Origin of the sequence: Sunxiuqinia rutila, assembly GCF_050589705.1 — a bacterium.
Classification (GTDB): Bacteria; Bacteroidota; Bacteroidia; order Bacteroidales; family Prolixibacteraceae; genus Sunxiuqinia; species Sunxiuqinia rutila.
Genome location: NZ_JBNGOT010000001.1, coordinates 489,173 through 504,264 on the forward strand (window position 1 = coordinate 489,173; position 15,092 = coordinate 504,264).

The following is a 15,092-nucleotide window of genomic DNA, read 5'->3' on the forward strand; positions in this document are numbered from 1 at the left end:
AAGGGGGTGTCGAACAGCCAATGTTGACTGCCTGGTAATTCTGCTTGTAATCCGGCCTTTGGGCTAATTGAGTTCCCTTCATCCGATTGGAATTCATTTGAATAAATGCCTTGCTGTCTAACCCAAACCCAAACTAATACGTATCTTTACGCGAAATTTTTTGGAGGTTTGGAATTACAAAATTTTAAAAAGGTATTTGAAGAGCAGGACGTTATTCAACCTTTGCTAAAAACGATGAATACCCCGGGTGAAAAGATTCACCTGTCGGGGCTTGTTGGCTCTTCTCAAACGGTATTGGCTTCTATTCTGGCTGAAAAACACGACCAGCCTTTGGTTTTTATACTGAATGATAAGGAAGAAGCGGCTTATTTTTACGACGATCTGGTAAACCTGAAAACAGCATCTCCGCTCTTTTTCTTTCCCGGCTCCTACAAGCGGGCCGGACACTTGGATTCGCTGGAACAGGAAAACATCATTCTGCGTACCGAAGTGCTGAATCAGCTGCATGAGAACAATCAAATCAGCATTGTCACCTATCCGGATGCGCTGACCGAAAAGGTAATCTCCGGCGAAGGGCTGGAATCCAATAGCTTTCAGGTTCATAAAAAGGATAAACTGTCGATTGGATTTTTGAACGACGTGTTGTATGAATATGGTTTTGAGCGGGTCGACTTTGTGGTGGAACCCGGTCAGTACTCCATTCGTGGGAGCTTGGTGGATATCTATTCGTTCTCGCACGAAGACCCGTACCGACTCGACTTTTTTGGTGATGAGGTGGATAGCATTCGCAGCTTCGACATCGAAAACCAAATTTCTAAAGTTCATCTCGAAAAGATTGTTATTATTCCTAACATTCAGGATGGACTGGAAGAAGAGAAACGTGACAACTTTTTCCATTTTATTTCTCCGAAAAGCAGTATTTATATTCGCGATATTTCGCTGGTTGCCGACTTGATTGAAGGGACTTTTCAACAAGTTGTTGATAACGCCGATTTGCCGGGTGACCGGTTTATCGCCGGGAATGATTTCCTGGCAGCTCTGGCTGGTTTTACTTGTCTGGAATCAGGAACAACCAATTACTTTAAAACCACAACGCATTACGCTTTTAATACTTCGGCTCAGCCGGCTTTCAATAAGAATTTTGAGTTGTTGGCTAAGAACCTGCAGGATAATGAAGCTGGGGGTTACACCAACTTTATTCTTTCATCCAACGAAAAGCAAATTGAGCGTTTGCATGCCATTTTTAAGGATCAGAATCTGAAAGTGGAATTTACTGACCTGAATTTCACCTTGCATGAAGGGTTTATTGATCATCAGCTTCGGGTGTGTTGTTATACCGATCATCAGATTTTTGAGCGCTACCACCGCTTCAAACTCAAAACCCGGAAGCCACAGAAGGAGAGCATTACCCTGCGGGAATTAAACAAACTGCATCAGGGTGATTACGTGGTGCATATCGATCATGGTATTGGAAAGTTTGCCGGTTTGGTAAAAACCGAAGTGAACGGAAAAATTCAGGAAGCCATTCGCCTGGTGTACCGCGACAACGATGTGTTGTTTGTGAGCATTCAGTCACTGCACCGCATTTCAAAATACAAAGGCAAGGAAGGTGTCGAGCCCAAGATTAACAAGCTGGGAACTGGTGCCTGGCAGAAAATGAAGGAGCGCACCAAGAAAAAGGTGAAAGATATTGCCAAAGACTTGATTGCTCTTTATGCCGAGCGGAAGAAAGAACGTGGATTTGCTTTTTCTCCCGACTCGTATTTGCAAACCGAGCTGGAAGCCTCTTTTATTTACGAAGATACGCCCGACCAAGTGAAAGCCACGCAAGCCGTGAAAGAGGACATGGAGCGTGAAATGCCGATGGACCGGCTGGTCTGTGGTGATGTTGGCTTTGGAAAAACGGAAATTGCTATTCGGGGGGCCTTCAAGGCGGTAGCCGATAGCAAGCAGGTAGCTGTTTTGGTGCCTACCACAATTTTGGCTTTGCAGCATTTCAAAACCTTTTCCGAACGGTTAACGGATTTCCCGGTTCGAATTGAATACATCAGCCGACTGCGCCCCGCAGGAGAAGTACGTAAGATATTGAAAGCAGTGGAAGCAGGTGCTATTGATATTTTAATCGGCACACACCGGCTGGTCGGAAAAGATGTGAAGTTTAAAGACCTTGGCTTGTTGATTGTGGATGAAGAGCAAAAGTTTGGAGTGTCGGTCAAAGAAAAGTTGAAGCAGCTTAAAGTGAATGTGGACACCATGACTTTAACGGCCACTCCGATTCCGCGAACGCTGCAGTTTTCATTGATGGGCGCCCGCGATTTATCCATCATTCAAACGCCACCACCCAACCGTTACCCGATTGTTACCGAATTGCACGGATTTAATGAAGAGATTATCCGTGAGTCCATCAATTATGAGCTGGCCCGCAACGGACAGGTCTTCTTTATTCATAACCGGGTACAAAATATTTATGAGGTGGAGGCAGTCATCCAACGGCTGGTGCCGGGGGTGAAAACAGTGGTGGGACATGGACAGATGGAAGGGCCCAAGCTTGAAAAAATTATGCTCGATTTTATTAACGGAGAGCAGGATGTGTTGATTGCGACCACCATTATTGAGTCGGGACTGGATATTCCGAATGCCAATACCATCATTATTAATCATGCGCAGAATTTTGGTTTGAGCGATTTGCACCAGTTACGCGGGCGTGTGGGCCGATCCAACAAAAAGGCATTTTGCTATTTGCTTGCACCGCCGCTCTCAACGGTTAGTCCTGAAGCTCGTCGGCGTTTGCGTGCCATCGAAGAATTCTCGGAATTGGGCAGTGGTTTTAACATTGCCATGCGCGATTTGGATATTCGTGGTGCCGGAAACCTGCTGGGGGCTGAGCAAAGTGGATTTATTGCGGACATTGGTTACGAAACCTATCATCGTATTCTGAATGAAGCGATGCAGGAACTGAAGCAAGGCGAATACAAGGAGCTTTTTCAGGAGGAGCAACAAGCGGCGGGCAATGTATTTTTACAAAACCAATTTGTTAACGATTGCCAGATTGATACCGATATGGAACTGCTTTTTCCTGACAGTTATATCCAAAGTATTTCGGAACGGATGCTGCTTTACCGTCAGTTGGACAGCTTGGAAACAGAAGAGAGCTTGCAGCAGTTTGAGCTGGAGCTGATTGACCGGTTTGGGAAATTGCCGGCTGCCAGTAAAGAGCTTCTGGAAGTGGTTCGTTTACGCTGGCTGGCCATTCGATTGGGAGTTGAGCGGGTTATACTGAAGAATAAAAAAATGATCTGCTATTTTATTGCCGATCAAAAATCAGACTATTATCAGTCGCCCATCTTTTCAAAAGTATTGCATTACCTGCAACACCATCCGGATAAGTGCCGGATGAAAGAGAAGCAAGATAAGTTGAGCCTCAGTTTCGATCACATCAAAACCATTTCAGCAGCCAAAACCATTTTGGAAGAAATTACGGCTGAACAGTAAATTCGGGCAGCTCGGTTGCTATTGGAAAACTAAAAAGGCCATCCCCAAACTCAATTTACAAAATAGGTTTGGAGATGGCCTTGCTCATTTTACTTGGAAGGCTAGTCCGCGATAACTAGGTCAACCCAATAGGGAAGGTGGTCGGATGCTTTTTGGGACAGTGGAGAAGTAATCACTTCTTCGGAGCTTATTTTGAATCTTTGGGGGTTGGTATAAAGAATGTGATCAATTCTTTTCTTTGGATTTACTGTAGGAATGGTTAGGGCAAACTCCTTGCTGGCATCGGTGAATACTTCACGCAATACATCCATGGGCTTGGATTCCGTCACATCATTAAAGTCACCGCCGATGATTAACGGCGCATCAAGCTGAGAGGCAATCGTATTGGTTTTTTCCGCCTGAAGCAGTCGGTTTTCCAGGTGTTTGTAATCCCAGTGTGTCGAGGCGAAATAGATTTTCTGCTCATCCGAAAGTTGAACAAGAACCAGGCCTAACACCCGATCTTCGGCATCGTGCTCGGCCTGCTCGGGCAGTTTGATTGTTTGTGCCTGGCTGATCGGGAAACGAGATAAAACACCAACACCGTATGATCCCTCTCCTAAAGGAATTGAGCGGAAAAAGTGGAATTTCATATCCAGCTTTTGAGCCAAGACTTCCAGTTGAAATTGATTTTGTGAACGTTCTGCTGCGCTGTCCAGCTCCTGAACGGCAATCAAATCTGCTTTCGAGTCGCGAATAACCTGGGCAATGGCATCCAAATCAATGACCCCCGCTTCTCCGGGAGGATTGGCGTGATGGATATTGTAGGTCATCACCCGGATGGCTTTTGGTGTGTCTTTAGAATTTGTATTGGAAGAATTGGCTTTTTGTCCGCATGAGCTGAACCCCAATTGGAAGATCAAAAGCAGGCTAAAAAGATAAATACTGTTTTTCATTCGTTTATATTTTATAAGACATTAGATATCAGATAACAAATTTTTAGATAGTCGGATATTCAAAATCGTGATTCCGAGTTTTAAGTTTCCTATTTAATCTTAAAAAGAACCAATTTCTGAATAGTTGATAAAAATGTAAAGTGGTTACTTTACGGTAAAAATAAGCTTTATAAAAAAGTTTCCCCTCCTTTGGTAATAATTTTAGGAGAGGAAACTGGTTAAACGCTATGGGTAAGGTTTTATGGATACCGGATTGTACTCGGTTCGGTAGTCAGGTTGTGGATACTTAATATCAAATTTCACACGACCAATTCCGTCGGTTAAACTGACCTCTTTGACATAGATTAAAGCAAATTGCTCATTGTTTGCTTTGCCGTCCTGGTAGCTTCCCCAACCAATGATTAAGCCCTTGTTGGCTTCCAAATCACTACTGGTACGCCGGTTGGTACCTGCCACATTGTAGTTCTCACCGCCGTCAGCATTGGAAGCGATCACTTTATCCTGAATGAAGTTTTCCAAATCTTCATCAAAGGCCAGGCTTGAAAATGATTCAGGCGTAATACTTCCCCGGTTACTGGTAACAACGGAGTAGGTGGCTTGAGTGAAGCCTTCGAGGTAAGGACTGATGAGTGGCAAATAGGAACCTGCTTCGTATACCGTTGCAGATAAGAGGCGTAGGGCAGAGCCACGAACGACCAATGCTACATCCATCATTTCCTGATGTTGAGCGGCAGTTGCTTGGTCAAATACATGAGGTGTTTGATAAGCCGCAAACCAGTTGGGTTTTCCGGCTCCGATTTCGGTTGTTAATTCAACGTCTTTCAGGTAAACCAGCGGCAGATTGACGCGTTGGATGATCAGTTCCAATTCGAAGATATTGCTGTTTTCATTTGTGCCGGTTAAACGTACCGCTTGCATTCCGGTTTCACCTTCAATGCTAATTTCAAAAGGAAATTCGTCAACAGGAGTTCCAAGCGGAATAGCTGTTTCTTCGCCATAGCTGCCGTCTTGTTTAATGGCATAAGAAAATGAAACAAGGTCGGAGCCAGAAGCGATTGTTCCTTTCAGACTATTGGCTTGTCCTGCATACAAATTGCTAATTTCAGTAATTCCGTTCTCCATGGTAATGGCTACTGCATCATCAACAACAGCACCAATTCGGAAGGTATCAACCACTGACCCTTCATAAACATTTTCGGCTTTGATGATGATTCCTTGCAAGCCTTTTACAACTTTTACTTGTGCAGAAAAGCTAATGCTCTCACTAGTTGAAAAATCGATGGTTTGCTCCGAAGAAGGTTCATTGTTGACAATTGTGGCGTAGCTAATTTTCTCAACTTCATGTTCCGAGGAGATGGTTCCACTAATATTAAGCAGTTTATTTTCGAATACTGTTTCGCGGTAGTCTACATTGTCGGTAAATGAAAGCGATGGAAGCTCACGAATGTTCTCAAATGGAATATGGATCTCTGAGCTTTTGTTATAGCTGTCAAAAGCAACAAGAACCATTTCCAGTGTTTTCGGAACAGCTTCAAAGGTTATTTCTTTTTGAATGCTTGTCGGTTGTGCCGGATCATCAAAATGTACAGCATCACTTGTTTCGGTTCCGTTCGCCGTTTCAGTAATAAAGAAGTAAGAAAGCCGTTTAATGCCATTTTCTGATTTGACATGAACGGGAATGCTGACTGTTTCGCCCACATTCAGGCCATCAAAGGCCAAGTATTCTTCTTGAACCTGAATGTCTGGCCCAACTGCTGATTGAATGTCGTCTTCTTCGCACCCAATGGCTAAAATAAGGAGTGCCAAAAAAAGTGAATATAGAGTATTTCGTTTCATTTGAATCAATTTTAAGTTATCGGTTAAATTTGAATGTTGCCATTACGGGAAAGTGATCAGAAGCATAATTTTCCTGAACAATCTGGTGGTTGCTTACTTCAAATGCTGCTTGAGGCCTATAGGCCAGGTAATCGATGGTGATTTTCGGATCATTGGTGCTGAAGGTCGGAGGACAATCAGTTCCTAGACAGGTACGTGTAAAGGTCTGATCAAAAATTGAAAAGAAGGCATCAGTATCCGGACGTTCGTTTAAATCACCACCCAGGATTATCGGTACTTGAGTGTTTCCTAATTGTTGCACAAGCTCCCTCACTTGTTCGATGCGGTTACTGGCGCTTTTGGCTTCCAGGTGCGTACAGGCCACCATGATCGAGTCAACACCCGGAAGGTCAACAATTGCAGTTCCCAGAACTCGTTGTTCCGTGCCCGATTGTTTGGGGAGCATGTACTTTTGAGAGTCCTTTAACGGATACTTACTTAAAACTGCCACTCCATAGTACCCTTTTAGGTAGAGAATGGCCGAGTAAAAGCGATAGTTCATCTGGGTTAACTCTCCCAGCTCTTTACTCTGGTTACCGGTAAATCCATTTCTTCCGGTATTCTTATCAACTTCCTGAAGCAGGACGATATCCGGGTCGGCCAGTTTAATGGCATTGGCAATGGCCTCAAGGTCGGTAATTCCCGGTTGTGAAGGCGGGTTGCCGGCATGGATGTTATACGTCATGACTTTCAAACTTGAAAGCTTGTCCTGACTGTCGTTGTCGAGCCCATAGCTGTTTTCTTCTTTATTGGTTAAATCCAGGGCATAATCCGGGATAGAGGGGGCTTCGTCGTTACACGCCTGTAGAGCAATTAACGCAAGAAAAGAGATTAATAAATTTTTCATGTGTTCTTTTATTTTTTCAATTGCTGGTTGATTTTTTTAAGTCTAAGTGATAGAACTTGGATTTTGAATCCCTTAGTTCTATCACCCTTTTACCAGCTTATTTGCCCCAACCGGGGTTTTGTGTTAAGTTTGGATTCAGTGTCAGGTCTTCGATTGGAAGTGGCCAGAAATAGTCTTTCTCCTCATCGAAAACCTTATTTACTCCCTTGTTTGGAAGCACATAGCCTTTGCCATCTCCTGAAAGATCTGATAGCGGAAGTTGGAAAGCTCCTGTTGAGGGAGGTTTTTCTCCCATGTAGATTTCAACATCGATTTTGCCATCACGATCAAGATCATATTTCCCAGGACCTGGGAAATACATGCCTTGAAATGGGAGTGCAACCAAGTGGCCTTCTTTCCAACGCATCAAGTCATCCCAGCGGAAGTTAAGCTCCATGACCAATTCAATCCGTCTTTCTCTTCTGATTTCAAGAATGACTCCTTTGTTGGTGGCTGAAACATTTTGATACATGTTTTCCAGGAAAGGATCTGGATTGGCATTGGCATCAACTAACACCAAATGCGGCATGCCTACGCGGTCCCGAAGCTGATTGATTGACAAGTCAAGATCTGCCTGCGTCAATGTTCCTAGTTCTGCTTTTGCTTCAGCGAAATTCACTAAAACTTCGGCATAGCGGAAAAGAGGAAGATCCTGAGCCGATTGGCTGCTAAGGTCCATACTCGGATCATTCAAGTACTTGATGGGCTGGTAGCCGGTCGTGGTATTCTCAAAGTTTGGAGATACTGGTTGACTGGAATTAATTCTGGTGTACCCTGGAGTAACAATGGTTTGTGACAAACGTGGGTCGCGGTTCTGAATTTCATCAAAGAACTGAAGGGTATCATAACCGGCGATGTCCGTAAAACGTGAGCCATCACTCATCAGGTAGCTGTTTACCAGGTTTTTCTCCAAACCCGGCTTGCCATAGGTTCTCGATGTTAGATAAAATTGAACGTTGTGTTTTAATCCAAGGTCAGCATCGTAACGCCGTGTGAGAATAATTTCATCCATTACATCATCCGACTTCAAGTGGCTGAAAACATCTAAATAAGGTTTCCCGGTTGGTCCTGAAGTTTTATTGTAAATGGAGTATTGGCCACTATTGATCAGTTCCTGGGCTGCTTCTGCAGCTTCTGTTAAGAATTTATCGGCATCGGCCACATTAAACTCCGGATGGTATTTCCGGAACGTTCCTTCGTACAAACAGATTCTGGACTTGAGTGCTAATGCCGTCCATTTACTGACCCGCTCAAGGCTTTTGGTATCATCCAAGTGGGCAATTGCAAAGTTCAAATCAGTTAAAACAGAATCCATTACCAAGCTTCTTGGATCACGCGCTTTTTGTAAGAGTTCATCATCATTCGATTCAATCACTTGATTGTACCAAGGGACATCGCCGTAATACCTGACTTTTTCGAAATAGAAGAAAGCTCTAAAAAAGCGGGATAATCCCAAATAGTGATTCTTTACTTCTTCATTCGGAAAATTGAGGACATTCTCATTGGTTAGAAAGAAGTTGATGTGCCGTAATCCTGACCATCCCCATTTGGAGTCGGTTGTTGGCACCAAACGTGTTCCCTGAATTTCGCGGGGCAATGAGCTTTTGACAATGTTATCCGTTGATTCGCCATAAATCTCAGAACCTTCTTGAAATAGAGAATAGTAGCTGTTGGTATAGGTTTTCAAATCGTTTTCAGATGAAAAGACCGTTTGCGGAGAGAGTTCATCGGTTGGATAACGCTCCAGAAAGCTGTCGTTGCAACTTGAAATAATCAATGCTGCAAGTAGTAACAGGATCGTATTCTTATTTTTCATGTGTCAAATTTTTTAGAATGTAATGTCGAAACCAAATGAATATGTTTTGCTGAACGGATAAACTCGGCCATTTTTATCAGCCATGGCCTGTTCCGGATCAATGTAGTCGCTTTCAAGCTTGGTCCAGGTGAAAAGGTTTTCTCCGGTTGCAAAAACTCTCAGACGCTCGATTTTCAAGCGTTTTGTCAACGACTTTGGCAGGCTATAGCCGATCGTCATGCTTTTCAAACGCAGGTAAGCTAAGTCTTGCAAATAGCGGTTATTGGTCGCGCGTAATTCATTGTTTCCATTAAGAGCAATGTAGGCTAAGAGGTTTGGAAAATAAGCATTGGGATTGTCCTCACTCCAAACTTTTGATGGAAAATCATTTGGAATAAAAGAGTAATAAGGTCTTGAATAGGGACCCCAAAAGCGGTCAGCATTATTTCCCGGGTACCAATCTCTTTTTCCTACTCCCTGAAAAAAGACTGAAAAGTCAAAGTTATTCCAGTTTGCATTGGCACTCATACCATACGAGTAACGAGGAGTACTGTTGCCGATAACCCGTTGATCGCCTGGATTGTCGACGGTGTTTTCTCCGGAGTCGATGATGTTGTCTCCATTTAAATCAACCCAGCGCAAATCTCCTGCCCGTAGCGGAATGTTGTATTCATTGCGGATTTTGTTGAGCCATTCTTGGTTGACTGGATACGTTTTAGCTTCAGCATCTGTTTGGAAAAAGCCATCGGTAACATACCCCCAGATTTCACCTAAGCGTTTTCCTTCGTAGTCGGAGTAAACCAGTTTGGTTGGGTTGTTGATTTTGGTAATGTAAGCATAGTTGTCACTCAGGATAAAACGGGTTGAGTACCGGAAAGGCTTATTGGCCAAGTTGAAATCATCCCGCCACTCAATAGATAATTCAAAGCCTTTGGTGCGCAGGCTAGCGATGTTTTCACGCGGTTGGCTGGCCCCAAATACATTTGGAATTTTTTCACCTTGATTGAGCATGCCCGATGTATTTCTGACGTAACGGTCAAAACTGGTATTTAACCGGTTGTTGAAAAGAGAAAGGTCAATTCCAAGGTTGAATGAAGTGACCTCTTCCCAGGTTAGGTTCCCTGCCACCGGAGCTGGGCTGTTCATGTATTGTGCTCGATCTCCGTCAAATATGTAGGACATGGTTCCCGGGTCTAAAGTAGAAATGTACGGGTAGGGAGTATTTACTGTTTGATTCCCTAAGCTACCGTAAGATGCCCGAAGTTTCAGGTTGCTAATGGAGTGTTGAATGGGCGAGAAGAATCCTTCTTCGCTAACACGCCAGGCTGCTGATACGGAAGGGAAGAAACCGAAACGATCTCCTTTTGGGAAACGTGAAGTTCCATCGTAGCGACCATTGGTCTCTAGCAGATACTTTCCTTTGTAATCGTAATTCAGACGATAGAAAACACCTCGTAAAGCATAAGCACTCGATCCTCCTCCAACATAGGGATCACCAGTTGCCAGGTTCAGGTCATTCAGTGTTTCTGACAGTAAATCATAGCGTCCGGCACTGATCTTTTTTGCTTGATGCAATTCCTGGTTAAAACCGATCAACCCTTTCAGGTTATGATGATCTGCCAAGGTTTTAGTATAGTCAGCATACACGTTTACCACATGCACCTGGTTGAATTGTTGCGACTCGCTCAAGCGGTCAACGCTGTATTTGGTGGCAACCGATACTTCGCCAGGATAAAGCGAGTAAGTGGCTGGCACTTGACGGTAGAATGTCGGATCGGTATATAAACTGTACGAATAGTTGGCCACAATTTTCATATCCTTAATCGGAGTAATGATGGCCTCTGAAGTCGATGTCAGTTCATATTTTTGCTTGGCCCCTTTGGTATTGCCGCTAAGCAACATGGCAAAAATACCATCTCCAATGTCGTAGCGATTCAGCCCACTGACATAGGTGGCTGTTCCATCGGGGTTCATTGGCGCATAGGCCGGCGATGCGTGAACGTTGATATGAACGAAGTTTGAGTTTCCTCCACCAGAACGACCGTAGTAATCATAGTTTGAGTTGTAAAAGTTGGTGTTGTTCGAAACGCTCAACCAAGGGTACAACTCAGCAGTTACTTTTGAGCGCAAGGAATATGCTTTGTACTTGTCGGTTGCAACACGCATAATGCCATCTTGCATTTTCATGTTTCCGTTCAACATGAAGGTGATTTTGTCGGTGCCACGGGTAATGTTAATGTTGTGGCTTTGAGATGGCTGCCATTTGTTGAACATGAATTTCCACCAGTCAAAGTTTCCGTAGTAAACGTATTGGTCTCGTCCATTTCTGTTTTGGATCGTGATCCACGGGCGATCAGGATGTTCTGTTTTGTCGTTTCTCCGTTCGTAAAGTGCTTGGTAATCTTCTTCGGTATAACCTGAGTAACCACCAACATGAGCTAAAGCATCGTCGTTTAGCTTCATCCAATCGTAGCCAGTTGTCAGGAAGTCGGTGCTTACTGTTGGTGTAGAGAAACCAAATGAGTTGTTGTAGCGGATGCTGGTTTTGCCCGATTTGCCACTTTTGGTGGTGATCAACACAACACCATAAGCGCCTCGTGCTCCGTAGATAGCGGCCGATGCAGCATCTTTTAATACCGTAATGCTTTGCACTTCTTCGGGTGAAAGTCGGTCCAGTGTTCCCGGAATTCCATCAATCAACACTAGAGGAGAGCCTCCGTTAAGTGAAGTTGTTCCCCGAATGTTTAGGGACCCCATTTGTCCGGGAGCTCCTCCGGCAAACGAAATATTCAGGTTAGGAATCGTTCCTTGAATAGCTGAAGAAATTGTAGTTACTGGCCGGTCTTCCAATTCTTCGGCATTAATCTGATTAATGGCTCCACTCAGGTTGACTTTTTTCATGGTTCCGTAACCTACCGCAACGACCTCCTCAATGCCAATAGCATCTTCGCTCATGGTAATATTGATGATGCTTTTGCCGGCAATGGGCATCTCCTGCAGTCGCATTCCTACAAACGAAAATTGCAAGATCGTTTCCGGGTTTAGGCCTGTTAGTTTGAAGTTGCCTTCAAAATCTGTTACGGTTCCGTTGGTGGTTCCTTTAATGATTACGGTCACTCCAGGCAGGGGAGCTCCTGAGGAATCAGTTACCTTTCCTGTGACATCCTTTTTCCCGATTTGAAAATCTGCGTCCAGCTGTGTTTCAGGAGTGATAACAATGTATTTGTCAACAATTTTATAGCTCAGTCCTGTGTTGTCCAGTATTTGAGATAGAATATTGTCAATGGTTTCATTTTGAAAGTCGATATCTACTTTTTCAATTTCTTCAATTTCATTGTTTTTGAAAAAGAAGTAGAATTCACTTTGTTGCTCAATCTCATATAGTACATCGACGATCGGAGCATCTTGCATTTTTAAGTTTAGGCGCTGTGCCTGGGAATAGCTTTCTGCGCTCACAGCCATGAATCCCAGCAGCATGAAAAAGACAGTTAGTTTCATTACTCTAAATAATTCTTGGTATCCAACATCATGAATACCATTCATTAAGCATTTTTTCATACATTTGAATTTTGGTTGATAATAATAACCTTGATTAAAGGGGTTGTTAATCAGTCCCAGCGACGGCTTGCAATCTGATCGCTGGAACCAAAATTTTAATCGGTATTAGTTGGCGCTAATACCGATTTTTCTAATTCAGGGGTTTTATCATAGGCTCTTCTTTTTTGACAGTTCAATTTTATTTTTGCCGGTCGGATTTTCAACTACTTCGTAAGTAATATCTCCTGAGAATTGGAGGAACTGAAGTATTTGTTCGATCGGGGTTTGTTTCAAAACTGTAATGGTAAATTCATCCTTTTTAATTGCTTGATCTTTAAATACGAATTGAACATTGTACCAGCGTTCAAGCTTGGGGATAATTGTTTCAAGTGGTTCTTTGCTAAAACTCAGAACGCCTTCTTTCCAGGAAGAATAGGCTTGCGTGTTGACTGGACTTGTGCTTAACTCGTGCGTTTGGGTATCAAGCAGTGCAAGTTCTCCCGGCTTAATTTCAGTCAATTTCTCTTGATCCTGATCTTGAATTTCAACACGTCCTTCAATCAAAACGGTTTTTACAAAACGATTCTCCGGATAAGCTTCCAGGTTGAAGCTGGTTCCCAAAACCTTGACATGCATGGTTTGAGTGCTCACGACAAAGGGGCGATTTTGTTTGTTTACCTCAAAAAAAGCTTCACCAGTTAAATGCACGCTACGCTGGCTTTTGTCAAAGTTTGCCGGATAGCTAATGGTGGACTCTGAGTTGAGCCAAACCTTTGTTCCATCTGATAGTTTTAGTTCGCAAATCTGTCCCGATGGAGCGGTGAGTTCATTCATGGTAACTTCGCCAATATCCTTGTTATTTAAGTTATACTGAATGAACCAGCTGGATACAAAAGCCAGCAAAAAGACGGCTGCATATTTAAGGAGATGCAGTACGCGTGTTTTGTTTTGCTGTGGCAGTTGCTTTTGGAATTGGAGGTATTCCAGCTCTACATCCGTTTTTCCTTGCGGTTTTCGGCTTAAAACATGAATGTTTTTTAGCTCTGCAAAAGTTTGCTTGTTTTCCTTACTTTCATTGATCCACCTAACGATTTCTTCCCGTTCTTTTGGATTAGTAAGGTTGCCTGTAATGTATTTAATTAATTTTTCCTGATTCATTTTGTTTCCTTCCTAAACCTAAAACAAGCTTAGGTGCTTTTACCCTAGTTCAGAAAATGAAAATTTTTCAATTTTTTTAATGAAGGAGCGTCGGGCGTTGTATTTGGGGATATTTTGGTTGGGGGTGATTAAGGCTTGAAAGCAGAAACAGAATGAGATTGGAAGGAAAATGTGGTTTTAATTGCACTTTAATGTGCTTGAGGGCTTTGGTAATATGTCCTTCAACGGCTTTAACTGATATTCCTAATTGCTCTGCAATTTCCCGGTTTTTTAGGCCCTCAAAACGACTGAGCTCAAAAACCTCCCGGCATTTTTCAGGAAGTTGAAGGACAGCTTTGTTAAGGGCAGTTAGTAGTTCGGAGTACGAAAACTCGTCAAAATTGAGTTGAAGCAGGGCTTCATAGCTTAACAGCAGTTCGTTGTACTTGTCACGGGTGTGTTTCTCGTAATCGGCCTTTACTTGTTGTTTCTTCAGGTAATTTAAGCACCTGTTTCGTGTTGCTTTATACAAGTAAGACTTGATGTTGATATCCGTTGGTAAGCTTTCTTTCTTCATCCACAAATTAGTGAAAACCTCTTGTACAATATCCTTGGCTATGTGCTGATCCAGCACATAAGCTTTGGCAAAAAGTTCCAGTGATTCAAAATAGCTTATGAAAATTGACCTGAAGTTTTTTTCTTTGGTCAAATCAAGGATGTCTTTTTGCGCTATGTTCAGTCTTTTATTATCCAACTTGTCGACGAATTAAAATGAAAACAAAAGCTTGCCTTTATGCGTATTAAAAGCCTCCTTTTGTCTGATGAATGTTGTAAACTTAGGAATTATTTTTAGACAAATTCCTTCGAAATCTTTTCATCAAATTTATTTAACAGAATTATCTGCTTCCTCTTTTTTAGTTAACCTTAGGCTAAGGTTAAGTTTATCCGGGCAATTTGGATCCGAAAGGAGCGGTTGAGAAAGTTTTGCAGGGAGTGGAATCGATGGATTTTGCTATTAAAGTCTATTAAAGACAAAAAGGCAGTCCTCTGACTGCCTTTTCCGCCCCGATCTCTCGGGGAACTAACCTAAACCAACTAAACCTAATAAACCATGAGCTTACCGGGAATTGTGGTGTGTTGTCCGTAAAGACAACGAACTCCCAGCTTGCTACTAATATACTTGTCGTAAAACAAGTACATTTCGATTTCGCTTCAAAGATACCAAAAAAATCAAAAGCTGTGCAATGATATTTTTGAATAATCTTTTCTGAATAGCACTTGTTTAACTGCAATTTAAGATTGATCGTGAACTTTTAAGGCGTAAGAGTGGGTGCATTTAACTAATAGCAGGCTGCTTTTGGAACACGAAAAATATGCTGTAAATCATTAATTACAAGTTTCGCATGAGTTGGCATTTGATTAGTTCTAACAATAT

General features: G+C 42.8%; 8 protein-coding genes. 1 reads left to right on the forward strand and 7 read right to left on the reverse strand.

Translation table 11 applies throughout. The features are described 5' to 3' along the window. The first annotated feature begins 168 nt into the window (after positions 1-168). Positions 169-3,492: a transcription-repair coupling factor gene (mfd, locus tag ACRD6K_RS01815; RefSeq protein WP_299578156.1), complete on the forward strand. Its 3,324-nt coding sequence runs from the start codon at positions 169-171 to the stop codon at positions 3,490-3,492. A gap of 101 nt (positions 3,493-3,593) precedes the next feature. Here mfd and ACRD6K_RS01820 read toward each other — a convergent pair whose 3' ends face one another. From ACRD6K_RS01820 to ACRD6K_RS01850, 7 genes are all read right to left on the reverse strand, one after another. Beyond that, positions 3,594-4,427 (reverse strand): endonuclease/exonuclease/phosphatase family protein, encoded by an 834-nt coding sequence (locus ACRD6K_RS01820; protein WP_430971829.1) that lies wholly within the window; start codon positions 4,425-4,427, stop codon positions 3,594-3,596. 225 nt (positions 4,428-4,652) lie between these two features. Next, positions 4,653-6,263: a hypothetical protein gene (locus ACRD6K_RS01825; RefSeq protein WP_430971830.1), complete on the reverse strand. Its 1,611-nt coding sequence runs from the start codon at positions 6,261-6,263 to the stop codon at positions 4,653-4,655. A 16-nt stretch (positions 6,264-6,279) separates the two neighbouring features. Next, on the reverse strand, positions 6,280-7,149 hold the full coding sequence (locus ACRD6K_RS01830) for an endonuclease/exonuclease/phosphatase family protein (protein WP_430971831.1): 870 nt from the start codon (positions 7,147-7,149) through the stop codon (positions 6,280-6,282). Positions 7,150-7,246: 97 nt separating this feature from the next. Continuing rightward, complete coding sequence (locus ACRD6K_RS01835; protein WP_430971832.1) at positions 7,247-9,004, reverse strand: RagB/SusD family nutrient uptake outer membrane protein; 1,758 nt, start codon at positions 9,002-9,004, stop codon at positions 7,247-7,249. A gap of 12 nt (positions 9,005-9,016) precedes the next feature. Beyond that, positions 9,017-12,541, reverse strand: a complete 3,525-nt coding sequence (locus ACRD6K_RS01840) for a TonB-dependent receptor (RefSeq protein WP_430971833.1) — start codon at positions 12,539-12,541, stop codon at positions 9,017-9,019. Positions 12,542-12,688: 147 nt separating this feature from the next. Then, positions 12,689-13,678 (reverse strand): FecR family protein, encoded by a 990-nt coding sequence (locus tag ACRD6K_RS01845; protein ID WP_430971834.1) that lies wholly within the window; start codon positions 13,676-13,678, stop codon positions 12,689-12,691. A 76-nt stretch (positions 13,679-13,754) separates the two neighbouring features. Further along, positions 13,755-14,411 carry an RNA polymerase sigma-70 factor gene (locus tag ACRD6K_RS01850; RefSeq protein ID WP_430971835.1) on the reverse strand — a complete coding sequence of 219 codons (657 nt, stop codon included), beginning with the start codon at positions 14,409-14,411 and terminating at the stop codon, positions 13,755-13,757. Positions 14,412-15,092 lie beyond the last annotated feature (681 nt).

Bases quoted from the DNA above. Each gene is read 5' to 3' on its own strand.
- ACRD6K_RS01820 (WP_430971829.1), bottom strand. From the start codon at position 4,427: ATGAAAAACAGTATTTATCTTTTTAGCCTGCTTTTGATCTTCCAATTG.
- ACRD6K_RS01825 (WP_430971830.1), bottom strand. From the start codon at position 6,263: ATGAAACGAAATACTCTATATTCACTTTTTTTGGCACTCCTTATTTTA.
- ACRD6K_RS01830 (WP_430971831.1), bottom strand. From the start codon at position 7,149: ATGAAAAATTTATTAATCTCTTTTCTTGCGTTAATTGCTCTACAGGCG.
- ACRD6K_RS01835 (WP_430971832.1), bottom strand. From the start codon at position 9,004: ATGAAAAATAAGAATACGATCCTGTTACTACTTGCAGCATTGATTATT.
- ACRD6K_RS01840 (WP_430971833.1), bottom strand. From the start codon at position 12,541: ATGAAAAAATGCTTAATGAATGGTATTCATGATGTTGGATACCAAGAA.
- ACRD6K_RS01845 (WP_430971834.1), bottom strand. From the start codon at position 13,678: ATGAATCAGGAAAAATTAATTAAATACATTACAGGCAACCTTACTAAT.